At 45.0% G+C, this 26,689-nt stretch carries 30 protein-coding genes; 10 read left to right on the top strand and 20 right to left on the bottom strand.

Features of this window, described 5'->3' with window-relative positions; genetic code table 11:
- The 3 genes from NQZ91_10585 to NQZ91_10575 all read right to left on the bottom strand — a co-directional run bounded on the left by NQZ91_10585 (position 1) and on the right by NQZ91_10575 (position 3,109).
- Complete coding sequence (locus tag NQZ91_10585) at positions 1-1,971, bottom strand: sodium:proton antiporter (protein ID UUM57759.1); 1,971 nt, start codon at positions 1,969-1,971, stop codon at positions 1-3.
- Between the two features lie 67 nt (positions 1,972-2,038).
- Positions 2,039-2,581 (bottom strand): class I SAM-dependent methyltransferase, encoded by a 543-nt coding sequence (locus NQZ91_10580; GenBank protein ID UUM57758.1) that lies wholly within the window; start codon positions 2,579-2,581, stop codon positions 2,039-2,041.
- 9 nt (positions 2,582-2,590) lie between these two features.
- On the bottom strand, positions 2,591-3,109 hold the full coding sequence (locus tag NQZ91_10575) for a TetR/AcrR family transcriptional regulator (GenBank protein ID UUM57757.1): 519 nt from the start codon (positions 3,107-3,109) through the stop codon (positions 2,591-2,593).
- A 121-nt stretch (positions 3,110-3,230) separates the two neighbouring features.
- Between NQZ91_10575 and NQZ91_10570 the strand changes: the two genes are divergently transcribed.
- The 4 genes from NQZ91_10570 to nadE are packed head-to-tail and all read left to right on the top strand — an operon-like array spanning position 3,231 to position 7,101.
- Positions 3,231-4,049 carry a cation diffusion facilitator family transporter gene (locus NQZ91_10570; protein UUM57756.1) on the top strand — a complete coding sequence of 273 codons (819 nt, stop codon included), beginning with the start codon at positions 3,231-3,233 and terminating at the stop codon, positions 4,047-4,049.
- 52 nt (positions 4,050-4,101) lie between these two features.
- Positions 4,102-4,746: a prepilin peptidase gene (locus NQZ91_10565; protein ID UUM57755.1), complete on the top strand. Its 645-nt coding sequence runs from the start codon at positions 4,102-4,104 to the stop codon at positions 4,744-4,746.
- Positions 4,747-4,804: 58 nt separating this feature from the next.
- On the top strand, positions 4,805-6,265 hold the full coding sequence (locus NQZ91_10560) for a nicotinate phosphoribosyltransferase (GenBank protein UUM57754.1): 1,461 nt from the start codon (positions 4,805-4,807) through the stop codon (positions 6,263-6,265).
- An 11-nt stretch (positions 6,266-6,276) separates the two neighbouring features.
- Positions 6,277-7,101: an ammonia-dependent NAD(+) synthetase gene (gene nadE, locus NQZ91_10555; protein ID UUM57753.1), complete on the top strand. Its 825-nt coding sequence runs from the start codon at positions 6,277-6,279 to the stop codon at positions 7,099-7,101.
- A gap of 228 nt (positions 7,102-7,329) precedes the next feature.
- Here the strand turns inward: nadE and NQZ91_10550 are convergent, their stop codons facing one another.
- From NQZ91_10550 to rsmD, 6 genes are all read right to left on the bottom strand, one after another.
- Positions 7,330-7,848, bottom strand: a complete 519-nt coding sequence (locus tag NQZ91_10550; GenBank protein UUM57752.1) for a VanZ family protein — start codon at positions 7,846-7,848, stop codon at positions 7,330-7,332.
- Complete coding sequence (rlmN, locus tag NQZ91_10545) at positions 7,845-8,957, bottom strand: 23S rRNA (adenine(2503)-C(2))-methyltransferase RlmN (GenBank protein UUM57751.1); 1,113 nt, start codon at positions 8,955-8,957, stop codon at positions 7,845-7,847. The genes NQZ91_10550 and rlmN overlap by 4 nt, the downstream gene beginning before the upstream one ends.
- A gap of 8 nt (positions 8,958-8,965) precedes the next feature.
- The gene (locus NQZ91_10540; protein UUM57750.1) at positions 8,966-9,637 is read right to left on the bottom strand and encodes a YutD family protein; all 672 of its coding nucleotides are present in this window, start codon (positions 9,635-9,637) and stop codon (positions 8,966-8,968) included.
- A gap of 143 nt (positions 9,638-9,780) precedes the next feature.
- Positions 9,781-10,818 (bottom strand): PDZ domain-containing protein, encoded by a 1,038-nt coding sequence (locus NQZ91_10535; protein ID UUM57749.1) that lies wholly within the window; start codon positions 10,816-10,818, stop codon positions 9,781-9,783.
- Positions 10,805-11,293: a pantetheine-phosphate adenylyltransferase gene (gene coaD, locus NQZ91_10530; GenBank protein UUM57748.1), complete on the bottom strand. Its 489-nt coding sequence runs from the start codon at positions 11,291-11,293 to the stop codon at positions 10,805-10,807. The genes NQZ91_10535 and coaD overlap by 14 nt, the downstream gene beginning before the upstream one ends.
- On the bottom strand, positions 11,283-11,822 hold the full coding sequence (rsmD, locus tag NQZ91_10525) for a 16S rRNA (guanine(966)-N(2))-methyltransferase RsmD (protein UUM57747.1): 540 nt from the start codon (positions 11,820-11,822) through the stop codon (positions 11,283-11,285). The genes coaD and rsmD overlap by 11 nt, the downstream gene beginning before the upstream one ends.
- Positions 11,823-12,937: 1,115 nt before the next feature.
- Here rsmD and NQZ91_10520 point away from each other — a divergent pair.
- Positions 12,938-14,110 (top strand): IS110 family transposase, encoded by a 1,173-nt coding sequence (locus tag NQZ91_10520; protein UUM57746.1) that lies wholly within the window; start codon positions 12,938-12,940, stop codon positions 14,108-14,110.
- Between the two features lie 587 nt (positions 14,111-14,697).
- Here NQZ91_10520 and NQZ91_10515 read toward each other — a convergent pair.
- The 7 genes from NQZ91_10515 to NQZ91_10485 all read right to left on the bottom strand — a co-directional run bounded on the left by NQZ91_10515 (position 14,698) and on the right by NQZ91_10485 (position 19,403).
- Complete coding sequence (locus tag NQZ91_10515; GenBank protein UUM57745.1) at positions 14,698-15,330, bottom strand: hypothetical protein; 633 nt, start codon at positions 15,328-15,330, stop codon at positions 14,698-14,700.
- Between the two features lie 47 nt (positions 15,331-15,377).
- Entirely contained in the window at positions 15,378-15,764 is a 387-nt protein-coding gene (locus tag NQZ91_10510) for a rhodanese-like domain-containing protein (GenBank protein ID UUM57744.1), read from the bottom strand.
- Positions 15,765-15,980, bottom strand: coding sequence for a YqgQ family protein (locus tag NQZ91_10505; GenBank protein UUM57743.1), 216 nt, complete (start codon positions 15,978-15,980; stop codon positions 15,765-15,767).
- A 117-nt stretch (positions 15,981-16,097) separates the two neighbouring features.
- Positions 16,098-16,697: a response regulator transcription factor gene (locus tag NQZ91_10500; GenBank protein UUM57742.1), complete on the bottom strand. Its 600-nt coding sequence runs from the start codon at positions 16,695-16,697 to the stop codon at positions 16,098-16,100.
- Positions 16,694-17,788, bottom strand: coding sequence for a sensor histidine kinase (locus NQZ91_10495; GenBank protein ID UUM57741.1), 1,095 nt, complete (start codon positions 17,786-17,788; stop codon positions 16,694-16,696). The genes NQZ91_10500 and NQZ91_10495 overlap by 4 nt, the downstream gene beginning before the upstream one ends.
- A gap of 8 nt (positions 17,789-17,796) precedes the next feature.
- Positions 17,797-18,528 carry an ABC transporter permease gene (locus NQZ91_10490; GenBank protein ID UUM57740.1) on the bottom strand — a complete coding sequence of 244 codons (732 nt, stop codon included), beginning with the start codon at positions 18,526-18,528 and terminating at the stop codon, positions 17,797-17,799.
- The gene (locus tag NQZ91_10485; GenBank protein UUM57739.1) at positions 18,525-19,403 is read right to left on the bottom strand and encodes an ABC transporter ATP-binding protein; all 879 of its coding nucleotides are present in this window, start codon (positions 19,401-19,403) and stop codon (positions 18,525-18,527) included. The genes NQZ91_10490 and NQZ91_10485 overlap by 4 nt, the downstream gene beginning before the upstream one ends.
- A gap of 341 nt (positions 19,404-19,744) precedes the next feature.
- Between NQZ91_10485 and NQZ91_10480 the strand changes: the two genes are divergently transcribed.
- Positions 19,745-19,951 (top strand): CsbD family protein, encoded by a 207-nt coding sequence (locus NQZ91_10480; GenBank protein ID UUM57738.1) that lies wholly within the window; start codon positions 19,745-19,747, stop codon positions 19,949-19,951.
- Between the two features lie 274 nt (positions 19,952-20,225).
- On the opposite strand, the gene NQZ91_10475 is transcribed toward NQZ91_10480, so the two are convergent.
- Positions 20,226-20,747 carry a DNA starvation/stationary phase protection protein gene (locus NQZ91_10475; GenBank protein UUM57737.1) on the bottom strand — a complete coding sequence of 174 codons (522 nt, stop codon included), beginning with the start codon at positions 20,745-20,747 and terminating at the stop codon, positions 20,226-20,228.
- A 201-nt stretch (positions 20,748-20,948) separates the two neighbouring features.
- Between NQZ91_10475 and NQZ91_10470 the strand changes: the two genes are divergently transcribed.
- The 4 genes from NQZ91_10470 (at position 20,949) to NQZ91_10455 (ending at position 23,964) form a co-directional block, all read left to right on the top strand.
- Positions 20,949-21,182 (top strand): CsbD family protein, encoded by a 234-nt coding sequence (locus NQZ91_10470; GenBank protein ID UUM57736.1) that lies wholly within the window; start codon positions 20,949-20,951, stop codon positions 21,180-21,182.
- Positions 21,183-21,233: 51 nt separating this feature from the next.
- Complete coding sequence (locus tag NQZ91_10465; GenBank protein UUM57735.1) at positions 21,234-21,653, top strand: low molecular weight phosphotyrosine protein phosphatase; 420 nt, start codon at positions 21,234-21,236, stop codon at positions 21,651-21,653.
- An 84-nt stretch (positions 21,654-21,737) separates the two neighbouring features.
- Positions 21,738-22,154, top strand: a complete 417-nt coding sequence (locus NQZ91_10460) for a hypothetical protein (protein ID UUM57734.1) — start codon at positions 21,738-21,740, stop codon at positions 22,152-22,154.
- Positions 22,144-23,964, top strand: a complete 1,821-nt coding sequence (locus NQZ91_10455) for an acyltransferase (GenBank protein ID UUM57733.1) — start codon at positions 22,144-22,146, stop codon at positions 23,962-23,964. The genes NQZ91_10460 and NQZ91_10455 overlap by 11 nt, the downstream gene beginning before the upstream one ends.
- Before the next feature lie 42 nt (positions 23,965-24,006).
- Here the strand turns inward: NQZ91_10455 and NQZ91_10450 are convergent, their stop codons facing one another.
- From NQZ91_10450 to NQZ91_10440, 3 genes are all read right to left on the bottom strand, one after another.
- A complete protein-coding gene (locus NQZ91_10450; protein UUM57732.1) occupies positions 24,007-24,660 on the bottom strand; it encodes a phosphatase PAP2 family protein in 654 nt (217 codons plus the stop codon).
- Between the two features lie 23 nt (positions 24,661-24,683).
- A complete protein-coding gene (locus NQZ91_10445) occupies positions 24,684-25,241 on the bottom strand; it encodes an ECF transporter S component (GenBank protein ID UUM57731.1) in 558 nt (185 codons plus the stop codon).
- Positions 25,242-25,697: 456 nt separating this feature from the next.
- A complete protein-coding gene (locus NQZ91_10440; GenBank protein UUM57730.1) occupies positions 25,698-26,240 on the bottom strand; it encodes a tRNA (cytidine(34)-2'-O)-methyltransferase in 543 nt (180 codons plus the stop codon).
- Positions 26,241-26,689 lie beyond the last annotated feature (449 nt).

Raw genomic sequence — 26,689 nt, 5'->3', positions numbered from 1 at the left:
TTAAAATGAATCAAATTCCCGTAAACTGTAGCTTTCCAGCTGGTTGATATTGCGGCGCAGGTCCTTGGCAACCTGATCAGAAATGAGCTGATCTGCCTCGTATTCCGCCACAATCTTCCTTTCCAAGTAAAATCCTCGCAGCAAATCCTCCAAATTATCCGGTTTGAGACGACCAATCAGGTCTTCTACTCGAACCCCAGCCAAGACAAGCTGGGACTGGTAGACCCGGTAGCGCTTGAGAATAGTCAGATAGTCCTTGGGATAGTTTGACTGGCAACTATTGAGGAAGGCAATGATATCAACCGTATTTGCAATAAACAAATCTGACAGGTCTGGATGACCATGTTGATTGTCAGCTTTCATCCATCGTCCCTTGTTTTTCACCAATTCCACCCATTCATGGTACCACTTGGCCAGGACCCGGCGACCAATCATAAAGAGATAGGTCCAGGTAGCTACCAAGTCTCGGTTGATGTCCTGCTCCATTTCGCTGAGATAGGATTGGTAAATCCGGTAGGAAGACATATCCAACAGGCCCTCTTCAAACCGTTTTTCAAGACCAGCTCGTTCAATTTCTAGGATTTTCAAGCGTAATTTGGCAACTTCACGTCGTCGCTCCACAGGAATGAGCTGGCGTTGCAGATTTTCCATCCGCTTATAGTATTGACCGATAACTGCATAGATAGTACTAGGATTGTTGGCATGCTCCACATCTATTTCTAAGACATCAATCACTTCCTTCAAAATCGCCAAGCGTGCGGGACCTTCTGGGATGGTCGCCTCTGTTCGAGGTTCTGCTAAAAGGGGCAGGACAAGGAGACCGGTCAGGAAACTAAAGAGGGTAACCATGCCGACCGTAAAGAGGATGAGACTGTAGGTTGTCTGATCCACTTCCGGCAGCAGGAGAATGGTTGCTATGGAAACCGAGCCCTTCATTCCAGAAAAGGTCAAGATAAGCAGGTTCTTTAGTTGGTAATCGCCAGATTTCTTGACTAATTTCAACAGGAAAATACCCACAAATCGAACCAGAAAGAGACTGGCAGTCAAGACCAAGACCGTCGTCATCAGCCAAGCATTACTGATGAAGGGATTCTTCAAGGCCGGCTGGACAATCCGGGTAAATTCATAACCAAAAACGATAAAGACAAAGCCATTGAGAATAAAGCTCAAGGTTTCCCAGATAATGAACGTCACTCGGTTGACACGCGCATCAAAGAGGGACATTTTCTTCAATTGCTTGGACTGGAAAAGACCAGCAATCACGACGGCGATAATGCCTGACCCGCCTAGATAACTAGCTACTAGATAGGCCAAGAGAGGCAAGGAGATTTCCAGCAAGAGGACCCCAGCAACATCAGCCGCATCTAATTTTTCCAGAATAGAAACGGCCGCTCGGTGCAAGAATACAAAGAGTAAGCCAACAAGGGCACCAGCAAGCAAAACCCAGACCAATTGCCCACTGGCCTGCAGGAGGGAAAAGGTCCCGGTCGTCAAGGCCAGGATGGCAAATTGGAAGGCAACAAGGCCACTCGCGTCGTTGAGCAAGCCTTCCAGGGTCAGGATTTCTTCTAACTTCTTGGGAAACTTAAAGCGTTTGGACAAGGCCAGAAAGGCCACAGCATCCGTCGGAGCTAAGGCAGCTCCCAGGGCAAAGCTAAGTGGCAGGGGAATTTCCACAGGGAGAAGATAACCTGCCAAGCCACCAATAGCCAGAGTGGTCAAAAAGACCAGAGGAAAAATCAAGTAAGCAATAGTGGACTTATGTCGCTTCAAACTCTCAATATCACTCTCCTGTCCCTCACGGAAGTTGAGAGGAGCAATGACCAGGGCCAGGAAAAGCCCGGCGTCAATCCCCACAGTCTCGTCACCAAACAAGGCACCGACCAGGACCCCCAAGAGCAGCTGGACAAAGGGCAGGGGCAGTTTTGGATTGAGCCTATAAAGGGTATTGGACACAATCAATAAAATCAATAAGAGTATCAAGATAAATGTATGACTGATAAAATCACCTCCGCTTTCTCAGTAGGATAACACTAAACTATTTCATCCGTTCTACCATGACCAAAAATGGCGGTGTATTGACCTGATTGAGGGGCTGGTAGAGCATGGCTGTAAAGACAGTCTGGTCCAATCCTTTCACAAAGTCCAGCACAGCATCCTTTTCTCTACTTCCACCCTCATGACCATAGTAAATCATGATAGCTAGACGGCCACCTACCACCAGGCAGTCCAGGACTTTTTGAATGGCCTCCAAGGTCGTATCAGGTAGGGTGATGACCGATTTATCCGCTGACGGTAAATAGCCTAGATTAAAAATTGCTGCCTTGCATTCATCCACATACTGGTCTAAATTTTCGTGCCCTGACAAAACCAATTTGGCATTGGTCAAGCCAGCTTTTTCTAGTTTTTCAGCTGTTGTGGTCAGGGCTTGTTCCTGAATATCAAAGGCCACAACTTTTCCTGCTCGCTGGGCTAAAAATAGCGTGTCATGGCCATTTCCCATAGTCGCATCGACCGCTAGGTCCTGGTCTGTTAAAATCTCTTCTAAAAAGGCATGAGCCATGTGTAAAGGTCTAAGCATTTTCACTCCTTAAGCTAATAATCTTACATAATATTCGGTCAAGGTGGCTTCGTCCACCTTTTTGCGTTGCTGCAACCACCAGCTGACCGTCTCCACAAAAGTGGTCACAACAAAATGTACCAGCAAATCCTCTGGAAGATTCCCCTTGCCCTGCATGTAGTCTTCAACCACTTTTGGAAAAATGTCGTGTTTCAGCTCCGCTTCCAGTTCTCTTAGAAAATAGGCATTGCGGGACAATAAAAGGCTGGCAACTCGGTCTTGATTGGTTCGAAAGTGTTTGAAAATATGAGCCAACAAAGTCTTCACATCCGCATCTTCACGACCTGTAAATAAGTGGTGAAAGAGGTCATGACAAAGTTCTTCCAAAAGAGCCTCTTTACTGGCATAGTGGGCATAGAAAGTGGAACGCCCCACATCTGCCAGGTCAATAACATCCTGCACGCGCATGTCATCATAACCTTTATCATTTAATAAGGTCAAAAAAGCCTGAAAAATAGCTCTTTTTGTTTTTGCAATTCGTCTATCCATTTTTCGTACATTTCAAACAATTTGTTCAGAAAAAGACAAACCGTTTCTCTTGTTTCTAGTTTTTCGGCTCATTACAGTACATAATAAACCTATAAACAGTATAACACAGAAAGGGAATCTCATGTCATCTTCTAAAAATACATTTATCGCTTTTCTCCTCAATCTCAGCTTTTCTATCATCGAGTTTATCTTTGGCTGGCTCTTTGGTTCCAGCGCCATCTTAGCAGATGCTGTTCATGATTTGGGTGACGCCCTCGCCATCGGAAGCTCTGCCATCATGCAAACCTATGCCAATAAACCTGCTGACAAGTTCTATCCTTTTGGCTACAAGAGATGGAATATTTTGGCTGCTCTCTTGACTTCCAGCATTCTGATTATCGGCTCCAGCTTGATCCTTGTAGAAAACATTCCCAATCTTTTCCATCCCCAGCCTGTCAATCAGGATGGGATGCTGATACTTGGGATTATCGCTGTCATCATCAATTTCTTTGCTTCTCGTATTGTAAAAAATGGCCATAGCCATAATGAATCCATTCTCAGCTTACACTTTTTAGAGGATATTTTGGGATGGCTGGCGGTCATCCTTGTTTCCATCATTCTTCAATTCACTGATTGGTACTTTCTAGACCCATTACTCTCACTCGGTATTGCTATCTTCATCCTCTCCAAAGCCCTGCCAAAAGCTTGGAACAATGTTAAGATTTTACTTGAAACCAGTCCGCAAGGAGTAAATCTTGAAGAAGTTAAAGGAGTCCTCCTGGCTCTTGAAAATGTTCACGAAATCACTCAGCTAAATGTCTGGACCATGGATGGATATGACCATTGTGCGACAGTGACGGTCAAACTAACAAATCCTGCTGTAGCAGACAAGACCAAAGCAAACATACGAAATTCTCTCATTACCTTTGGCATTGTCCAAAGCACCATCGAAATTTTGTAAAAAAATTTTAAAAAATATCTCATTTTCCTCTCCCATTTGCGAACTAATAGGTATGAAAGCAATTATCTTATTTTTCCTTGGAGCCTCTATCGGTTCCTTCCTCGGTCTGGTCATCGACCGGTTTCCCGAGCAATCTATCGTTGCACCTGCCAGCCACTGCAATGCCTGCAAGCGTAGGCTCAAGGCCTGGGATTTGATTCCCATTGTTTCCCAAGTCCTGACCAAATCCAAATGCCGCTACTGCAGAGCCAAAATCCCTTATTGGTATCTGGGACTGGAAGTCTTGTCTGGTCTCTTGGTCCTGCTCTGCCATTTTCAAGTCCTTTCCCTTATGGAAATGGTGCTGGTCCTTGGCGGCCTGGTCTTGACTATTTATGACATCAAACACCAGGAATATCCCTTCATGGTCTGGTTGGTCTTTACCCTTGTAGCCCTAATCTTATCTCAACTCAATTGGCTCTTCTGTGGCTTTTTGGTCCTAGCCTTTGTGACAGAAAAAATGTCCAAGTCTATCGGCTCAGGCGACTTCCTCTATCTAGCCAGCCTATCCCTGCTTTTTGGCTTTACCGAAATTCTCTGGATTGTCCAAATCAGCTCCCTCCTGGGTCTGGCTATCTTCTACATCTTTAAATCTCGGTCCCTGCCCTATGTCCCCTTCCTCTTTTTGGCCAGTATTTTGGTGACTATTGTTCTTTAAATCGGGTTTTCCCGATTTTTTTGTTATAATGATATTATTGTTAGCAAAGGAGAATACCATGACTCTATATACAGACGACAGCCTGACCATGCACACCGACCTCTATCAAATCAATATGATGCAGGTCTACTTCAAGCAAAACATTCACAATAAAAGGGCGGTTTTTGAAGTGTATTTCCGTAAGCAACCCTTTGAAAATGGCTACGCAGTCTTTGCAGGGCTAGAGCGGGTTGTCCACTATCTTAACAACCTGACCTTTAGCCAGACAGATATTGACTACTTGACCGAATTGGGCTATCCAGAGGATTTTCTGGATTATTTAGCCAATTTAGAGATGAAGTTGAGCCTTCGTTCAGCCAAGGAAGGGGATTTGGTATACGCCAATGAACCGATTATGCAGGTTGAGGGACCGCTGGCTCAGTGCCAATTGATTGAAACGGCTATTTTGAATATCGTCAACTACCAGACCTTGATTGCTACCAAGGCCCGTCGCATTAAAGCCGTTATCGAGGACGAACCCTTGATGGAATTCGGGACACGCCGGGCCCAAGAAATGGATGCAGCCATCTGGGGAACACGCGCAGCCTTTATCGGTGGTGCTTCAGCCACTTCCAACGTCCGAGCCGGCAAAATATTTGGCATTCCTGTAGCTGGTACCCATGCTCATGCCTTGGTTCAAACCTATGGCGACGATTATCAAGCCTTCAAGGCCTATGCAGAGACTCATAAGGATTGCGTTTTCTTGGTCGATACCTACGATACCCTCCGTGTTGGTGTGCCAGCCGCTATCCGTGTCGCCAAGGAAATGGGCGACAAAATCAATTTCAAAGGTGTTCGTATTGACTCTGGTGACATGGCCTACATTTCTAAAAAAGTCCGTCAACAGCTGGACGACGCTGGTTTTACTGAAGCCAAGATTTACGCTTCTAACGACTTGGATGAAAATACCATCCTCAACCTCAAGATGCAGAAGGCTAAAATTGATGTCTGGGGTGTCGGAACAAAATTGATTACAGCCTACGACCAACCAGCTCTCGGTGCTGTCTACAAGATTGTTGCCATCGAAGAGGAAAATGGAGTCATGCGTGACACAATCAAACTATCGTCCAACGCAGAAAAAGTGTCTACCCCGGGTAAAAAACAGGTTTGGCGCATTACTTCTAAGGAAAAAGGCAAGTCAGAAGGCGATTATATTACTTTTGCCGACACAGATGTGACCAAGATGGACAGCATCTACATGTTCCACCCGACCTACACCTATATCAAAAAGACGATTGAGAATTTTGAGGCTCGTCCGCTCTTGGTTCCTATTTTTGAAGAAGGCAAGCAGGTCTATGAATTACCAAGTTTGGCGGATATTCAATCCTATGCCAACCAAGAAATTGACCAACTCTGGGACGAATACAAGCGCGTACTCAATCCACAGCTCTACCCTGTTGACCTTGCCCAAGATGTCTGGGATAACAAGATGGACCTCATCCATCGCATTCGCAAGCAAAGTCAAGCAAAATCTATATAAGAGAGGCTCCTATGTCCTTACAAAAAACGATTATCCAACAGCTGGGCGTCAAGCCCGAAATTGATCCACAAGAAGAAATCCGTACGTCTATCCAATTTCTCAAGGATTACCTGAAAAAACACCCCTTCCTAAAAACCTATGTTCTGGGCATCTCTGGCGGTCAAGATTCGACCTTGGCTGGTCGCCTGGCCCAATTAACCATGGAAGAAATGCGGGCTGAGACAGGAGATGAGGACTACCAATTCATAGCGATTCGTCTCCCTTATGGCGTTCAGGCTGATGAATCCGACGCCCAAGCCGCTCTTGCTTTCATTCAGCCAGATGTCAGCCTGACCATCAATATCAAGGATGCGACGGATGCTATAGCAGATGCCGTCAAAGCGACTGGCCTGCCAATGTCTGATTTTAACAAGGGAAATGCCAAGGCCCGCATGCGGATGATTGCCCAATACGCTGTCGCTGGCGAACGCAAGGGTGCCGTTATCGGAACCGACCATGCCGCAGAAAATATTACAGGCTTTTTCACCAAGCATGGCGATGGCGGTGCAGACATTCTCCCACTCTTCCGCCTCAACAAGCGTCAAGGCAAGCAGCTCTTGGCTGCTCTCGGTTCGGACCGCAAGCTCTATGATAAAATTCCTACGGCTGATTTGGAGGAAAACAAGCCTGGTCTGGCAGATGAAGTAGCCCTCGGCGTGACCTATGATCAGATTGATGATTATCTAGAGGGAAAAACCATCGACGCCCAGGCCCAAGAAATCATCGAAGGCTGGTGGAAAAAAACAGAACACAAACGCCACCTACCGATTACGGTATTTGACGATTTTTGGAAATAAATCACTTGAAACACAGAAAAAAACCTCACTGTAACAGCTAAACAGTGAGGTTTTTCTATGAAACAAGACGAATAAACATGCACGAATATTCAAGGAATCCCATCATTATTTCATCCACTAACCAAATCCCGTAAGTCATTTGATTAATTATACATATTTTACAAGATTATATGAAAGCAGTCAATGGTTTTTGCGGAATTTTCTGAAAAATCCGAATAATCATTCATTTTATTTCTTCTGCTTATAGATACGGTACCAGAACCGATAGAACAGGTAAGCCAACACACCACCCAGCGTATTGGTCCAGAGGTCATCAATTTCAAAGACACGGCCGGCATCAATCAGAAGATCCAACAAGAGTTGGGTGCACTCAATAAAGAGGCTGATACAAAAACTATAGAGGGCAGCTGCTCGAAGGCTCCGCCATTTTTCAAAAAGAAAAACAAGAGCCAAAACGAGAGGAAAGAGCAGGAAAATATTGGTGGCATTTTGCAGGAAAATCCAGCCCAAATCCGCCAGACTGTCGACCTTGTCACCGTTGACGATGCTATTAAAGGGAACCGGCAGAAAATAGAGGCGCCCGACCTGGATGATGCCCGGAGTGGAAAAATCCTTGTACTGGGGATACCAGGACTGCGGGAGGAAACACATGAAAACAATAGCCAGAGCATAGGCTCCAGCTAAGATTTTGTATATCTTTCTTCCAAGACCAGTCAAATTGCCGTCACTGAGGAATAATCTTCTCATGCCTGAATACCTGCCTTGGCCTTGGCTGCAGCGATGCGGGCACGCGCCTTTTCACGGTCTTTCTTGAGCGTATTGGAACGCAGCTGACCACAAGCGGCATCAATATCCGTGCCATGCTCTTGACGAACGACACAGTTGACCCCATTTTTCTTAAGCAGGTCAAAGAAGGCAAGGGTCCGCTCACGGGTCGACCGGCTGTACTGGTCATGCTCAGATACCGGATTGTAAGGAATCAGGTTGATATAGGACAATTTGCGGATATTCTTGGTCAAGTCTGCCAATTCCTGAGCCTGTTCCAAACCGTCATTCACTTCATTGAGCATGATGTACTCGAAGGTCACGCGACGGTTGGTCGTTTGGATATAATCCTCAATCGCCTCAAACAAAACCTCAATAGGGTACTTACGGTTGATGCGCATGATGCTGGAACGTAGGTCATTATTTGGCGCGTGAAGGGACACGGCCAGGTTGACCTGAACGCCTTCGCGGGCAAAATCCTTGATTTTTGGTGCCAAGCCAGACGTCGACACAGTAATGTGACGGGCACCGATAGCCAGCCCCTTGTCATCATTGACAACCCGCAAGAAAGTCATGACGTTATCGTAATTATCCAGCGGTTCACCAATCCCCATGACAACGATGTGGCTGACACGTTCACTCTGTCCACGTTCGTCCAAATATTTCTGCACCAGCATGATTTGAGCCACAATTTCACCACTGGTCAAGTCCCGTTGCTTGGGTATGAGACCAGAGGCACAGAAGGTACATCCGATATTACAGCCGACCTGGGTCGTCACACAGACAGACAAACCGTAGTGCTGACGCATGAGCACCGTCTCAATCAGCATGCCGTCTGGCAACTCGAACAGGTATTTAATCGTACCGTCTTTTGACTCCTGCACAATCCGCTGTTTCAAAGGATTGACAACAAAGTTCTCCTCCAGTTTTTCAATCAAAGATTTGGGCAAATTGGTCATCTCTTCAAAGGACTGAACCCGCGAACGGTAGAGCCACTCCCAAATCTGAGTTGCGCGGAATTTCTTCTCGCCATTTTCTAAAATCCAGTCCACCAAATTGGCCTGGCTAAATGAATAAATTGATGGTTTCATGTTTCTCCCTACTTCTGACGAATGACAAAACTACGCTTGGTCTCTTTGGCATCCGATGCTTGTCTACGCTCCTGCTTGGGCGCCTGCTTGCCAGCTTTCTTATCATGGTGTACCGTAAAGTGCCGAGACTGGTCTGCCACCTTATCCTGGCGCACCACCTTCTTACGGTCATTCCGGTTGGACTTGGCACGATTGTCCCGCCCCTTCTTCTCCGGTTGAGCCTTTTGTTGTTCCTTATGGGAAATATGCTCCGTCCGCTGCTGGTTGCGATTGCGGTTACGAGACCGGCTCCGCTTACGACGTGGTCTGTCCTCCACCTCTTCAGGCAGCTCCTGTGGATTTGGATTTTCCAAGACAAAATAAGCACAACCAAAATTACAAAACTCGGTCAGATAGTCATCCAAGCGACCGATTTTCAAGTCAGACTTGACCGTCTTATCATCCTTGTAGAATCCCTTGAGACGCAATTGTTCATTGCCCCAGTCGCCCACAATATAGTCAAACTTGAGCATAAGCTGGGAAAAGCGTTGACCGAAAATGGTCTGGTCAAAGGCATCCTTGTGATTTTCTAGCAAGTCCAACTCGATATTTTCAGAGACAACCTTGTCCCCAACCCGAGCAAAACTAGGACCAGGATACTTGTTGTAGTTATACATTTCTGGTGTAATTTCTTTTTTCATTGGGCCTCCATTCTATTGGTTTCTCATACATTCTAACCTTACCATTATACCATGATTTTAACAGGAATGCTCCTCCTATCAGTTTTCAAAGAAATTTCTGACAATTTTAAGAAAAAAGGAGCAACTAGGTTACTCCACAAACTCTATTTCTTTAAATAATCAATGGCATCTTGGACTGTTTTGACAGGTACGACCTCGATGTCTACTCCCGCTTTCTCTACAGCCTCCTTGGCCTCCTCATAGTTGGTCTTGGCATCTGGATTTTCTTTTAGGATTTCCTTATCCACAGGATTATTAGGAACAAAGAAGATGCTGGCACCGGCCTTGGCAGCAGATAGGACCTTCTTGTCCGCCCCGCCAATATCGCCGACCTTGCCGTCCTGCTCAATGGTTCCCGTTCCTGCAATGGTCCGGCCATCCCTTAAATCTGGCTCAGCCAGCTGGGTATAGATAGCCAAAGTGAACATGAGACCTGCACTAGGACCGCCGATATTGCCCGTCTGGAAGTCAATAGGTACTGAGGACTTGACCTCTGTGTGGTCCACCAGGGTAATCCCGATACCATTTTTTCCATTGACCAGCTTGATAATCTTACCGTCAGCTGATTTTTCCTGACCGTTTGTCACATAGCCCACCGTCACAGGACTGCCCAGTTCCAAACCGCTGACATACTTAATCAAATCAGGCGACGACTCAAAGGTCTTGCCATTGATACTGACAACCGTATCCGCAATCTTGAGAACGTCCTTAAAGGTCGAATCCTCCGCCAAATCAAGCACATAGACCCCAAAGAAATCCATTTCAACATCTTTTTTGGCCAAGGTTAATCCCTGGTATTTGGCCATATTCTGCGAAGTTTCCATGTAAAATTGCGCAATCCGGAAATATTCCTCGCTGTCTGCTCCTCCCGTCATCTCCTCAGCCGAAGTAATATCCGCATAGGGATCAAATTGGGCAAAGAGCAGCTGCAGAGCCGTTGCCTGCTGAACAGAGACATAGGTAAACTCATAAGAACCGTCCTTCTTGTCCTCTTCCTCATTAACCGTCAGGACCTGTTGCACATCCATAGCTCCGCCAGGACTCTCGATATAATAGGGCAGGGGAACAAAGACCGTAAACCAGAGCAAGAGTACTCCTAAAATGATAGATAAAATTAAAATGAGACCTTTATTTTTTTTCATGTTTTTCTATTTCCTTACTAACAAGCTCGGGCACATAAGGACTAATATCCTGCTTGTAGGCTATCAGTTCACGGATTTGGCTGGACGAAATATTGCGGTATTCCGGCTTGGAAATCAAATATACCGTCTCCAAGTCTGGGGCCAACTGGCGATTGAAATAATCAAAATTGGCCTCATATTCCAGGTCAATCCCATTGCGCAAACCGCGGACAATATGGGTCACTCCCCGTTCATGGGCTGCATCGACCACCAGCTCTTGACCCGCTAGAAAGACCTGAATCTTCTCATCTTTGGCAAAGACCTTCTCCAATAAGTCCAGCCGCTCTTGACCAGTAAAGAGACCATTTTTATTGGGATTGTAAAAAATCCCCACATAAAGCCTGTCAAAAAGGCTACTGGCCCGTTCGATAATGTCCAAATGTCCCTTGGTAATGGGATCAAAGGAGCCTGTAAACATTCCAATTTTATCTGACATAGACTGTTACCTTACTTATTCCGTAGACTTTTTCCTTCCAGATGCCCAGCTCTGCGATTTCTTCAGGAAGTGTGACAGATTTATCCGTCTCGCAAACCACCATGACATCCTCGGACAGAAGTTTTCGCTGGCAGAGTTCAGTGACCATTGCCTCAATCTCCTGCTCCGCATAGGGCGGATCCAGAAAGACCAGGTCAAAGACTCCTTCCAGTTGAGTCAAGGCCTGACGGGCCTCCGTGGGCAAGAGACGGAACTTACCTTCCTCCTTGGTCATGACTATATTTTCTCGGATAATGGCCTGGGCCTTGCGATCACGTTCGACCAAGACCGCCTCATCCATGCCCCGAGATACTGCCTCAATGGACAAGCCACCGCTACCAGCATACAAATCCAGCACTCGCCCACCTTCAAAATAGGGACCAATCATATTGAACATGGCTCCACGAACCTTGTCCGAAGTCGGTCGTGTCGTCTTGCCATCTAAGGTCCTGAGGAGCCGTCCGCCATAGTTTCCTGATACAATTCTCATAGGGTCTATTATAGCACAAAACAACCAATCTTTTCCTTAAAACACAGTTGAAAAAACATCAGCAAGGCTGATGCTAAGATTTGTTATCAAGATAATAAAGGGTGGTCTGCCACATTTTTTTGAACAGGCGACTGGTCCGCCAAAACCAAAATAAGGTAGTTGGAATAAGAAAGAGATTGAAAATGAGAATGAACGCTAGATTGCCTTTGCCTATGGAAAAAAGTGTATAACCTACTAAGAAGGTCAAGAAAGCTCCCATAATCAGATTCACCAAAATCCCTAGCCAGCCCAACCAATAGCGACCTCCGAAAGGCTTGTGCTTTTTGGGATCAAAATCTGGCAATTCCGTCAAAAATTCAACGATTAATTCACCAATTAAATTCGTACTAGTCCCTCCTCGTCATTGACCGATAAAACCGTGTACGAGCAACAACCCTTTTACAGGCAAAATAGGCATAGCTCACTAAAGCAAACGTCATCAGAAAAAATAGAATTCCGAGCAAAACGGTGCCATTACCAAATCGATGATAGAGCATCAAGGAAATGCTAGTTACAAAGATCAAGCAGGAAATTAGGGCAACCAAAACCAGACAGAAGGCTCCAACAACACTTAGCCAATAGCGAAACCGAAAGGCTTATACCGCTTATCATCATAGAAGACAGAACTTGCAATCACCAAGACCAATCCAAGCCAGACAAGATACCACATATTCAACTCTTCCATAGCCTACTCCTTTTTCTCAGTATAGCAAATTTTAGCAGAAGAAACAACTAAAAAAGAGGGTTTCCCCTCTTCAGAATTTATCTAGAATTTACTTTCGCATACCTCCAAAGGCTCCCAAAACCTTTGGAAGTTGGAGATAATGGGAGTGGGAAAGACATCCATGATGGCTTCGCCCTCACCCACAGAATAATGAAAACGAACATAAAGCCCTCACTAGGTGTATAATCTTAGTGAGGGCTTTGTGGTTGACGAGTTAATGATGTTAGTCATCGCGGGAAAAACTAACCCACTCTACTGACGAGCACCCCAAAATATGCGATAGGCATGAGTATAAAAATACGACTAAAAATCAGTAGATAAGCTCTCTAATTTTTAGAAGGAGGGAATTGTCATGGATGTTCTCTATCAATCTTGTGCAGGTATTGATGTTCATCAAGCTAATATCGTTGTCTGTATCCTACACGGACCACTCACCTCAACTCGTCCAAAGCGTGAGATGGCTACGTTTGATACAACGACTAAAGGCCTACGTGCTTGCCACGATTTTCTCAGTCAATTTCATGTGGAAGCTGTTGGCATGGAAAGTACAGGTGTTTATTGGCGACCTGTCTGGCATGCTCTATGTGATGACTTCAAGTTGATACTCGCTCAACCAGCCCACATGAAGGCTATTCCAGGTCAGAAAACCGACAAGAAGGATGCTCACTGGATTGCCAAATTAACACGAATTGGTCTGCTTCCTCGGAGTTTCGTTCCCGATGAAACCATTCAAGAATTGAGGGAGTTGACCAGACAACGAAAACATTATGTGGAAAGTCGCAATCGAGAAACCAACCGTATCCATAAAATTCTTCAGTCAGGTGGCATCAAGCTAACAACCTATATCGAAGATATTATGGGGCTATCTGGTCGCAATCTCCTTCAGCTACTGGTTGATGGGACGCCTATTACACCTCGTATTGTCCATCAATCAGTTTACACCAGCTTGAAGAAGAAAGTGCCGCAGCTTCTGGAAGCCTTGGATGGCTATTTTTCTGACCATCACCGCTTCATGTTAAAGCAGTCCTTAGAGATTTATGATTTTTATCAGAAGCAGATTGAGTTGTTGGAAGAGCGAATGAATGTCTATCTATCACAATATGAAAACCATGTAGAAATATTGGATTCCATCCCAGGCATTGATGTCATTACAGCTTCTGTTATCATTTCTGAGGTTGGTGTTGACATGAGTCAGTTTCCCACTGCTGGACATTTAGCTTCTTGGACTGGACTTTGTCCAGGTAATAATGAGAGTGCTGGTAAAAAACGAAGTACTAAGATTCGACACGGAAATTCTTATTTGAAGAAATGTTTATGCCAGGCCGCTTTCGCTGTCAAAAAACAAAAAGGAAGTCCTCTAGCAGACCAATTTTATCAGATTCAAAGTCGGCGTGGTTCACAAAAAGCAACAATTGCACTCGCACATCAATTATTAAAAATAGCTTATATCCTTTTAAAAGAGCAGATAACGTATCCTGAATTTTTAGCACAGAAAAAGACTACTAGGGACGAGCTAGTAGCCTAACATAAAAAATTTTTTCGCTTTGATTATATCATAGAGAGGGAGTTTTTGCATTCTTTTGAGTTTTCGTATAAGAACTTGACCAGTCTAAAAAGAGTTCGTCAACAATTTTTCGTTTAAGTTGTTGAGCTGAAACAGTCTATTCCCAGACTGTTTCAGTCCCACCCCCGCACAGCTCAAACTGTCTGGGAGACAGTTTGAGGTTGGAGATAAAGCGAACTTTGTCCGCAACAGTCGTAATGGTCAGATTTGGAGTGTGAAACACGAATAAATCTGCCAATCAACCACTGCGCTGAGATGTTGACACGAACTCTGAGAAGCGAGGCTGGACTTTCTACCCAGACGCATCCAAAAAGCTGTAGAAGACAGTTAAAGATTGAAAATAGAGCGAACGGAGTTCGCACCATTCGTTAGGTCTAGTTTGGAGCGTAAAATTCGAACTATCGAGGATTGTTTCACAATCCCTGTTTCCCACCTTTCACAGTTTCCCGACCATTTGAACAATCAACTCCTGCGCTAATGTAATTTTGTTAACCAAAGAACTAGGGGTTGGACTTTATGCCCAACCTCCTCTTTCAAAATAAGTTCAATTACTGACCTTCTGTGGCCAGTGTTTCTGATGCTGAAACCTCTGCTGTGGGAGCTGTAGGTGCAACTTCCTCTGGAGCTAGTTCAGCCGGCGGTGCTACAGAAGGCTCCACAGGAACCTCTACAACCGCTGGTACTTCATAATATTCCTCTACAACTGGTTGTTCTAGCACTACTTCTGGTGCAGGAGCCGGTTCAGCCTGGCTTGGTTCGGTTTGATTGTCTGCCGCCTGGTCTTTCTGGTGCTCCTCAACATATTTGCGGGTTTCTTCTGCCCGAATCTTTTCAGCCTTTAATTTTGCCTGTGTTTCTGCTTCTTTCTGCTTAGCAATCGCTTGCTTGACCGTATCGATTCGCTTCTGCAGGCTCTCTTTTGCAGTCGTAGCCTGTAACTTATCCACAGCAGCCTGGGCAGCTTTCAAGTCAGCCTCACTGGAAGAATTTTCCAATTTTTTCACAGCTTTTTCAGCCGAAGAGAGACTGGTATCAACCGTTTCAGACTGCTCAGCCCTAGTCTCTTTTGTTGCAGTTGAGCCATTGAACCAAATTGCCAATAAACTAATGGATAAAATCAACACGATACCTGCAATTATGCCAATTTCATCCAAGGATAATTTTTCATCTTTTCGATTCATTTTCGTTTCCTCATACTAACATTCTACACTCGTAATGAAAAATCTACTTATTTTGCGGTCTTCACCTTGCCATCCCAGCCATTCAAACCATAGCTCAAGATATAGATGTCATTAAACCCTTGCTTTTTCAAATACAGAGCTGCAGGCGTAACCAATTGACCACGGTCATTTTCATAGATCAAAACAGGCTTGTCCTTGCGAAGGGCATTAGTACTTTGCTTGAGCTGCTGGTAGGGAATATTTCGCGCACCCAAAATGTGCTTGCGGTTATACTCGCCTGGCTCGCGCAGGTCAATCAGCTGACCACCATGGATTTTCTGCGCAAATTCCGCATTGTCAATGACCTGGGCGGCACGGCGCAATCTCCAATAATTAAAGCCCATCCAGGCACCCAATAGGGCTACAAATAATAAAAGTGTCCACAAGGTTTCCATCTACTTCTCCTTCAATCTCTGGTACTCTAATTCCAAACGATGTTCCCGGCGTAAAACCAACTCAGCCTCCATGTATTCCAGCCTATCCAGAACTCCAGCCTGGTAGACCCTATTGAGCTCAATCTGCATCATTTCAATATCATACAAACGATTTCCCATATACACAATGATACCAAAACGTTTGAGCAACTGCTGCACATCGTAAAGTCGTTCCATAAGAAAATTCTAGCAAAATATAGGGATATTTTCAATAGAGAAATGAAGGTTAAAGCAAAATTCGACTAGAAAAAGACCTGCCGAGTGCAAGCCTTTTCCTGTGAATAGAGGTTCTAGCTATATATAGCCCTTTTCCTGTGCCACCTTAACAGCTGCGGTGCGGTTTTCAGCACCTAGCTTGGACAGGATAGAGGTCATGTAGTTGCGGACTGTCCCGTCAGACAGGTGGAGCTGGCAGGCGATTTCCTTATTGGATAGACCTTCTGCCACCAGCTTGAGTAGTTGACTTTCCAAGTTGGTTAAGGGACTACGTTGGGTCAGGAGAATGTCCATCAATTCTGGTGAGTATTCCTTCCGCCCCGCCAAGACCGTTTCAAGGGTCCGCATGAGGTCTGCGATGGAGCGTTCCTTGAGCACATAGGCATCCACATCAGCCTTGACCGCCCGCTCGAAATAGCCCGGTCGCTTGAAGGTGGTCATGATGACAACCTTGACAGGCAAGGCTTGCCCTCGCACCCATTCCAAGACATCTAGGCCCGTCTTTTCAGGCATTTCTATATCTAGTAGCACCACATCTACGGGCTCTTTTTTCAAAAGAGCAATGGCCTGACTACCGTTTTCTGCCTGTAAAACAGCCTCAACCGCATTTTGAAAGCCCAAGAGCTGACAGAGGGCGTCCCGCAGCATGGCTTGGTCTTCTGCGACTAAGATTCTCATTCTACCACCTCCTCAAACGGAATTCGGATGGACAGGCGGGTGGGCTTGGCTAGAGAGATAAATTCCAAACTTCCTTTCACCGTCACCAACCTGTCCTTTATGGTATGCAATTCCTGACCAGTCAACTGGGTAAAGCCCACACCGTTGTCTTCATAGTGTAAAACCAATTCTTGCTGGTCTTTTTCAAAAATCAAACGGCACTTGCTAGCCTGGCTGTGCTTGAGCAGGTTATTGCCCAACTCTCTCAGCACCATAGCCAGTTTGTTCTGGGCAGGCAAGCTGAGCTGCTCTGCTATTTCCCCGCCCCAGACAACTAAGTCCACTCCTGCCAAGTCCAACATCTGCTGTAAAATCTGGAGTTCCTCTGCCACGGTATGCTGCTTGAGGGACTGGACAATCTGGCGGACCTCCTGCATGGAGTCCTTGGCCAAGGTCTGAAGGGCTGCCACCTCCTTCTTGGCCTGGTCAATCTGGTCGTGGTCTAAAAGTGTCTGGACCAGCTCGGCCTTGACAGATAGCATGGCAAAGACATGACCAAGTGTATCGTGCAAGTCCTGACCGATACGGTTGCGTTCATTCTCAGCCAGCAGGAGATTGATGGAAGCATTCTGCTCCTGTAGGCGTTGCTGAAGGGCTGCCCGCTTGGTCTCAATCCAGCTGAAAATCAGCAAGGCCAAGCCAAAGAAATGGATAACAAGTGCAAAAGCTCTCATCTCAAAAGGAACTGGGCCAAATAGAGCCCATAGGATAATAGCCAGCAACAAGATCCCATAAGACACCGTCCGATAGGTCGGTCGATTCTCTTTATAATACCAGCCCAGCATATTGGACAGGTTGAAGATAAAGAGTGAAAATTGCAGATTGCCCCAAAAGCTCATGACAGCGATATAGCCAATCAGGTAAAACCAAGCCAGCATGGAATAGAGCTTGTGGTCGGTATAAAAGAGGGAGCAATAGACCAAGGCAAAGAGAATGGTCGCTAGGACAACTGCCGTCGGATTAGGACTATACTGGGCATAGTAAAAGGGAAAATAGAGAAAGACCATGCCCACGAAAAACATGAGCGGTACCTTTCTTTTTTCAAATATCATCTGTCACCTCACTGCTGCTCCGATTTTCTATTCAGTATCAGAGCAATTCCTAAGAAAATTATCGCATAGCCTAGGACAATTAGCAAGGATTTCCAGAGAAAATCTCCTTCTTGAGCGTAAGTGGTCACCAGTTGGTTGACATGGTAGCTGGGCATGAGTTTACAAATCCGCTGCACCCAGTCTGGAAAGAGGGAAACAGGCATCCAAGAGCCACCCATGATGGCCAGAACAAAGTAGAGCAAGTTTGCCACAACCGACATGGCCTGTTCAGATTGGATTTGCACCAAGAGCAAGCCAATGGCTAGAAATACGATAGAGGTTACAAGGAGTATGAGTGCGGACACGACCCATTCCTGAGCTGACAAGTCTACCCCCTTGACCAAGCCACCCACCGCAAAGACAATGGCGATGGAAGATACAAAGCAGAGCAAGACCCGCACCAGTTTGGACAGGTAGTATTGCCAGATTGGCAGGGGCGAATGCTGGATAAAGGTCAACCAGCTATTTTTTCTGTCCTCTGCCAGCATCGTGGGAAAGGTGAAAAGGGCAAAGCCCGACATGGAAAAACCTGTCATGGTCAGCATATAGGACTGGATAAAAGCCTTTTGTATGGCTGCATCGTCAAACTGGAGCGTCGATGAGAAAATCAGGAAAAAGATGACGGGCATACCGATAGACAGGAGAAATACTCCCAAACTTCTGGATAACTTTACCGCCTCTACTTGAACTAATGCTTTCATGATTCTTCCTCCCTTGTCTTGTCAAATAGGCTGTTGAGCAGGGTTTTGTTCTGAACCTCTAGGTCTGAAATCCGACAACCTGCCTCCTGCAAACTAGCCCAAACCTGCTCAATGGCTCGGGTCTTGAAGCTGACCGTGTCTTGTTTGTAGCTGATTTCATCAACCATAGCCAACCGCTCCACCACCGCCGCAAAGGCAATCGGCAAAGTCACTTCTTTTTCTTGCTCCTCACTCCGCATAGCAAATGGCGTGGTATCTCTTAGTAGCCGCCCCTGGTGCAAGACCAAAATCCGCTCCGCCGTATGCTCCACTTCCTCGATATAGTGGCTGGTATAAAAAATAGTCACACCCTGAGCCTTAAGTTCATGGACAATCTCCCAAAAACGCTGGCGAGTCGAGGTATCCATGCCCGCCGTTGGCTCGTCCAAGAAAAGCAACTTGGGCTTGCCAATCAGACAGATGACGAAAGCCAAGAGCCGCTTCTGACCACCCGATAGCTTGCCGGCCAGTTGATTTTTTTGCTCTGGGGAAAAGCAGAGCAGGCTGTCGATTTCCACATCTGTCAGACTATCCTTGTAGATGGCTTGGAAAAAGCGGAGCAATTCCTTGACCTTCAGGTCTGTCGGGATAGCATTTTCTTGTGGTAAGACTGCTACCGTTTCTTTATTGGACCGAGCCTGTGGAGCCAGACCGTCCAACATAACCTGGCCTTTCGTTGCCTTCCTATCCCCCAATAAACAAGACATGAGGGTCGTCTTTCCAGCCCCGTTTGGACCGATTAAAGCCACACATTCTCCGCTCTTTATCTCAAAGGAAATATTGGACAAGATTGTCCGACCTTTGATGACTTTGTCTAGTGCTCGTACTTCTATCATCTTTCTACCTCCTACTTCTTGAACATCTTATAGTCTTTTAGTTTACTTTTAGTACTAGGCAACGAGCCGCAGGCATAACTGGAGTTAGGCAAGGCGAGTTAACGAAGTAATAAAAGAAAAACTAAATGACGATACATACATAGTATATATCGAAAATGAAACTCCCACTAGAAGCCTTTGTCATGGACTCATGTGACAAATGTCATTATCGGCATTCCATTATCCAAGCAAATCTCTTGCCTTTTGCTGCATTTTAACTTATTATAGATATATCAACGTGTTCTACGAGGTAGGATTACTCGGTGGCTATCCACCCGTGACGCAGAGAAAAGAGGTTTCTTATGTCAGAAGATAAATTGAATGCAAAACTCGACCAGTTGACAGGTTCTGTCAAAGAAGGTTTTGGAAAACTAACAGGCGATAAAGGCCTTGAGGTCGAAGGTCTTGTGGAAAAAGGCCTAGGCAAGGCTAAAGAATTAGTCGAAGATGCCAAAGATGGCATTGAAGGTGCTGTTGACGGCATCAAAAAAGCTTTCGATAAGGAATAAGCACAAGGTTATGGAAAAAGCCTTGTGTCAATGAACCACACCCCAAAAGGTAGATAAAAAAATCTAACTTCTGGGGTGTTATTTTTGTTCAGTCGAAATCTATTTCGCTCACTATTTAATCATGATATATTCGCTTCAAGGCATGATCACTTTCAACTTGCTACACTCTTCATTAGTGTCTTGCTTTACATGGGTTTTCCACCCTGTCTAATTGCAAATTCATTCGACTATCATCTATGCAGCAAAAAAGAGTCCTTCTGGACCCTTCATCTATTTACAATTTCGGAGCTTGTCCTAGTTCTGCCTGCAACATCCAAATATGTTTTTCAATACTTGCCTTAGCCACATTGAAAATATCGTTGGTTACACTGTCACCTTCTTCATCACTGACATCAAATCCCTTTTGGAAAAGAGTAGCTAGATAGCGGAACACCGCTACCACACGCGCCAATTGCTCTTCAATCGTTACAGTATAATCACCAGGAACTTCCTTGAGCTGACTATTTTCACTAAACTCTTTAAGGGTAGAAAATGGTGCCCCACCTAAGGTGATCAAACGTTCACTCATCTCATCCAAATAGCCATCAATTTCTTCCATATATTCATCCATCTTTGGATGCCAAATCATAAAGCCACGACCACGCATATACCAATGAACTTGATGGAGGATAGAATGGGCTACTGATAAATCTGCTACTGCCTGATTGAGAACAGCCTTGGTATCCTGATAGTTCAGAGATTTCCCCAGAGACAGACTAGCAACTTCAGCTGATGGCTTCAATATTTCTTTTTTCATAAAAGAAACCTTCTTTCTTTTTTTTATTTATATTTATTATAATGTTATTTCAATAAATGTGCAACTAATTACCCTCTAGTGAGAAGTCCATTTTTAGACAAGCAAAGCGCTTGCAAAATGAGGATATTTAAGGTATTCTATAGATAGTCAACACGTGGGAATTTCTCCCATCACTCCCTATAACATCTATTGGAGGTTCATATGTCAGAAGAAAAATTCGGTGCTAAATTAGATCAATTGACTGGTTCTGTCAAAGAGGGCTTGGGCAAATTGACAGGTGATAAAGAGCTTGAAGCGGAAGGTCTTGTTGAAAAAGGGCTCGGCAAAGCTAAAGAGTTGGTCGAAGATGCCAAGGGCTTTGTAGAAGATGCTAAAGACGGCCTCGAAGGTGCTGTCAACGGTATCAAAAACGCTTTTGACAAGGACGAAAAATAAACATGCTAAGGTAACTTCGGTTGCCTTTTCTTGTGAAGTGAAAGGAAAATCATGAAAAAAATTGCATTTGTCTGTCTTGGAAATATCTGTCGCAGTCCCATGGCTGAATTTGTCATGAAAGCCTTGACCGACGACTACCACATCGAAAGCCGTGCCACATCAGGCTGGGAACACGGCAATCCTATCTATCCGGGAACCCAGAAGATTTTCAAAAAATACCAGATTCCCTACAGTAGTAGTAAGACATCTCAGCAGGTTTCAGCAGCGGATTTTGAGGAATTTGACTATATCATCGGCATGGACAGCAACAATGTCCGTGACTTAAAAAAGATGGCTCCTACTTCTGCCCAAGATAAAATCTACCAATTTGCCGACAGATCCGTTCCCGACCCTTGGTACACAGGGGATTTCGAGGAAACCTATCAAATGGTCAGCCAGGGCTGCAAGGATTGGTTGGAACGGCTAAAATAAGCAGAGGAATTACGTAACATTTTTGTAATATATGAGAAAAAATGGTAAAATAGTAGGCGAATCTATTCTAGTAAGGGACAAGACATGAAAAGCATGCATTATTCGCTTCCAGAAGATTGGAAGGCCTTCCTCACAAGGCAAAATATCGAACGGTTGACACTCCTATTTATCCTAATCTGCCTGATTTCCGTCTTTATCGGACGCATTCCCAGCCAACGAACCTTGACCCTAGATGACGGTAAAATCAAGTATAGCGGCGCCGTCTTGGCTAATAAAATGGACGGTAAGGGCAAGCTGACCTTTGAAAATGGAGATACCTATGAAGGACAGTTTAAAAATGGCAGTTTCAATGGTCAGGGAACCTTCACTTCAAAAGATGGTTGGAGCTATTCAGGACGATTTGTCAATGGCCTGGCTGATGGAAAAGGTAAACTAACAACCAAGGCAAAATCAGTCTACGAAGGAACGTTTAAGCAGGGGATTTATCAACATGAGGATTAAATGGTTTTCAACAATTCGAGTGCTAGGACTGGTAATGGTCCTGCTCTATCATTTTTACATCAAATACTTCTCTGGAGGCTTTGTCGGAGTTGACCTCTTCTTCACCCTATCCGGCTATCTGACGACTGCCCTGATTATTGACCAATTTCATACCGACAAGGAGTTCGATTTCAAGGCCTTTCTAAAACGGCGCTTGTACCGTATTTTCCCACCTTTGGTCCTGCTGATTCTGACCGTCACACCCCTGGCTCTCCTGATTCGTAATGATTTTACAGCCAATATCGGACGGCAAATCACAGCTGCTCTGGGCTTTATGACCAACATCTATGAAATTTTGGCCGGTGGTGGATACGAAAATCAATTTACCCCCCATCTCTTTGTTCACACCTGGACCCTTGCAATTGAAGTCCAATTCTACATCATCTGGGGGCTAGCCCTCTGGTGGATAACGCGGCAAGCCAGGTCTGTAGGACAACTTAGAGGAACTATTTTCCTCAGTTCAGGCCTCCTATTTGTCCTTAGCTTCTTTGGAATGTTTATTTCTAGCTTCTTTGTCACAAGCTATTCTAGGATTTACTTCTCTACCCTAGCTCACTCCTTCCCCTTCTTTATGGGGAGCCTGCTTGCGACCATCGTAGGCATCAAGCACACTACTACCGGTTTCCAGAAAATGATGCAACAATGGGATTTACGGAAGACCCTATTGGTTTTCTCAAGTGGTCTGGGCTTAGAAGCCCTCCTCCTCTTCTTCCTACGGTTTGATTCGATTTTCACCTATCTTTTCGGTTTCTTCCTCTCAAGTCTGGCAACCTGTGCCATGATTCTTGCGGCTAGAATCTTACACGAAAAGACAGCAAACGTGAAGGAGCCGGCAGCTATCCAGTTTCTGGCGGATATTTCCTACGGTATCTACCTTTTCCACTGGCCCCTCTACATTATCTTCAATCAACTGATTTCCAACCACCTTCTGGCCGTTGGACTGACCTTGCTTGTGACACTGCTGATGGCTAGCCTATCCTACTATGTGCTAGAGCCTTACATTGCAGGCAGGACGGGAAAACTCTTTGGTCTGGAAATTGATTTAGTTCCCTATACCAAATGGTTGACTATAACGTTCGGTGTTCTCAGCTTGCTTACCTTAGGCATTAGTTTGTTTGTTCCAAAACTCGGTGATTTAGACCATTCGCTTATGGTGGAAAGCCTCAAGCAGGCAGATACCCGCATGACACAGACCAAAAACTTTGCCGAAAAGGGAAAAGCCAGCCATTTTGATATCACAGACGGAGTGACCATTATCGGTGATTCTGTGACACTTCGAGCAAGCGAGCACCTACAAGCAGCCCTGCCTGATGCTATGATTGATGCGGAGAAGAGCCGGAATACCATCCAGGCTAACGAAATCCTGCAGACCAATATTGACAATGGAACACTCTTGAAAAATGTTGTGGTAGCAACCGGTGCCAATGTGGTCACCAATTACCAGGAAGAGCTGAAGAAAATGGTTGATATCCTGCCGAATGGTTACCGCTTGATTCTAGTGACCCCCTACGATGGTAACTCTGCTACGTACGATGACCCAATAGCTGAAAAACATGCGCGTTACATTCGTCAATTAGCCAAGGATTATGACTTTATCACCGTGGCTGATTGGAATGCCGTTGCCAAGCAAAATCCTCAGATTTGGGCCGGCACAGACAATATTCATTTTGGTAGCGAACCAAGCACCATCAATGAAGGTGGACAACTCTTTGCCCAAACGGTTCAAGAAGCTCTAAAAGAAGCAGAAAACGGACCGATTAAGAATAAATAGACCATTGTTGAAAGCAAATAAGCGAGGCAGGAGCCTCGCTTATTATTTTTGTTTACTCTGAAAACGCCATTCGAAGCGTTTTTGATCATAGAAAGGATAGAGGACTGACAGCAGAAAGCCTGCCAACAGCCAACCACCGATAATGTCTGTTGGAAAATGAACGCCGATGTAAATCCTTGAAATCGCAACTAGAGCCGCTAAAATGAGCAGACCAGCTTGAAGCAAGAGCTTTAGTGCTCCCTTCTTCATTCGTTGCTGAATAATGATAACCACCGCTCCTGCAATCATCATGGTCGAGGCAGTGTGCCAGCTAGGATAGGAATAACCAATCGTATCGATTAACCATTCAATACTAGGGCGCGGCCGTTGGTAGACATATTTCAGGGCTGTTGATGCCACCCCCATAACCGCAAAACTAGCAAGAATCAAGGAAGCCTCCATCTTCCACTTTTTATAAAAATAGAAGAAAGCTGCAAGGAGCAAGGAAATAGTCAGAATAATCACTGTATTTCCAAGAACCGTAATCGAGGTCCAAAACTGGCTGGCAGTGCTAGGTAGATTGCCACGGACAAGTGTCTGAATTGCCGTGTCAAAGCCTGCGACTGCCTCTGGATAAAATTTGACCGTATAGCCTAGAATAACAAAGGCCAGGGCCAAAAAAGATGCGTTTCGTAAATGTGTTTGTTTGTTTTTCATGTATTTAGTTTACCATAGAATGGTTAAACTTTCTTTAAAATTGGCTGGGCTGCCTTGTAACATACATAGAAAGCCAGCGACAGCACGATTCCCTGCAAGAGGTTGAAGGGAAGGACCATGGCAAAGAGATAGTTGCCAAGTCCTAGAATTTGTTTGATATCGAAGCCTGCAAAGGTCGCATAGACTGGCACAGCATAAACATAGTTCATGACCAGCATAACCAAGGTCGATGCAATAGTTGCCACAGCTGCTGTTTTCATATAATTTTTCACTGTCTGGTCTTTTTTCCAAATGTAGGCCACAGCTAGAATGAAGACTGACATAGCTGCAATATTCATTGGCAGACCAATAATGGTCGATGCACCTTGGTTGTTCAAAATCAACTTGAGCAAGGTCCGGATGAAAAGAATCGCAAAGCTTGATTTCAGATCCAGCATCAAGAGACCAAAGAGAATGGGTACGATTGAAAAGTCCACTTCCAGGAAATTAGCTGTTGGAATCAGCGGAAATTTCAAGTACATGAGCAGAAAAGATACTGCTGAGAGAATGGCGATAATCGTCATTTTGCGTGTGTTTGTCATAAAGGTTCCTCCAATTTTTGAAAATTGAAGAAGGCCAAAAGAGCAGGCCGAGGCCAACTACTTCGTCTTCTCCCATCCAGACTGTACTGTCGGTTGTGGAATTGCACCACATCAGCTTGCGCTCGCAGACTTATTTACTAGATAATTTCTTTTTTGACACTTGTCTAAGGTGGTGGGGACGTCAGCAAACCTTCGGTTTCATGACTTATTTTCGAGCCTAAGGTCTCGAAAATCCCCTGTCATCCTATTCAAAAATAGGATAACTTTCACCACGGCGACAAGCGTCGGACTTGCGACCTTCGGTCGCTCCTGCTGCCGCCCTCAAAGAAAAATTTTCAAAATAGAGAAACTGTCTTAACAAAATCACTGCCGGTCGGGAATTTCACCCTGCCCTGAAGACTATTTAATGATACCAAAAAAGCCTTGCCTCTGCAAGACTTTGGTAATGATATCACATTATTTGAGTTTGTCCCCTTCATAGGTATGGACCAGGTCAAGGCCTGCAAATTCCTGCTGACGCAGGGCTTCATAGACAATCATGCAGACTGTATTGGATACATTGAGGCTACGGACATGCTCATCGTTCATGGGAATGCGGATAGCCTGTTCTGGATACTGGCGCATGAATTCTTCTGGCAGGCCCTTGTCCTCACGCCCAAAAAGAAAATAATGGATTCCCTCCTGATAGGACTGGTTGGAATAGGTCTTATCAGCGAATTTTGACACCAGATGTACCTGGCCATGCTGGCTGGCGTAGGTCATAAATTCATCTAAATTTTCATAAAAACGTACGTCCAGCTTGTCCCAGTAATCAAGACCAGCTCGTTTCATCTTGCTATCATCAATAGGAAAACCCATGGGCTTGATAATGTGCAGAGGACTGTTGGTCGCAGCACAGGTCCGGGCGATATTGCCCGTATTCTGGGGAATTTGTGGCTCAAACAGAACGACGTGGTTTTTAGCTGTTTCTTCTTTGTAGTGCAATTCTTCGATATTCATTATCTTTCATCTCATTTCAAGTAAAAAAAATGCCACACTGCCCGGAGTCAAGCTCAGCAAACAGCATGGTGAATGATGATTCATTCACTTAACTCACAACAGGTTTGAGTTAAATCAATGAAATCGTGTTACTATTATACCGCTCAGTTGATGCCTCTGTCAAGGATTTATTCCCAAAAATCACCATTTTTCGCTATTTTTTACACCTTTCGAAAGTTCTATAATGAAGTTAGCCACCCCAACCTAGCCAAAAAACAGCTGTTTCAACTGGTTCAGCTGTCTGTTCTGGTTTCGTTTGTTAACAGGCTTGGACCTGTTAGGCTGGTTTACCAAGGCGAATGAGAGCCTTGGCTGAGCCAACAAAACAGGTTCAAGGGTACCTGTTGACAAATGAAAGTTCCTTGTAGGTAAAAGAAAACACCTCCGTGTTATACTTGTAGTTCACCACA

This window comes from Streptococcus suis, from assembly GCA_024583055.1.
GTDB lineage: Bacteria > Bacillota > Bacilli > Lactobacillales > Streptococcaceae > Streptococcus > Streptococcus suis_V.
Note: the sequence above shows the minus strand (reverse complement) of the source record. Positions and strands in the feature narration are given on the sequence as shown.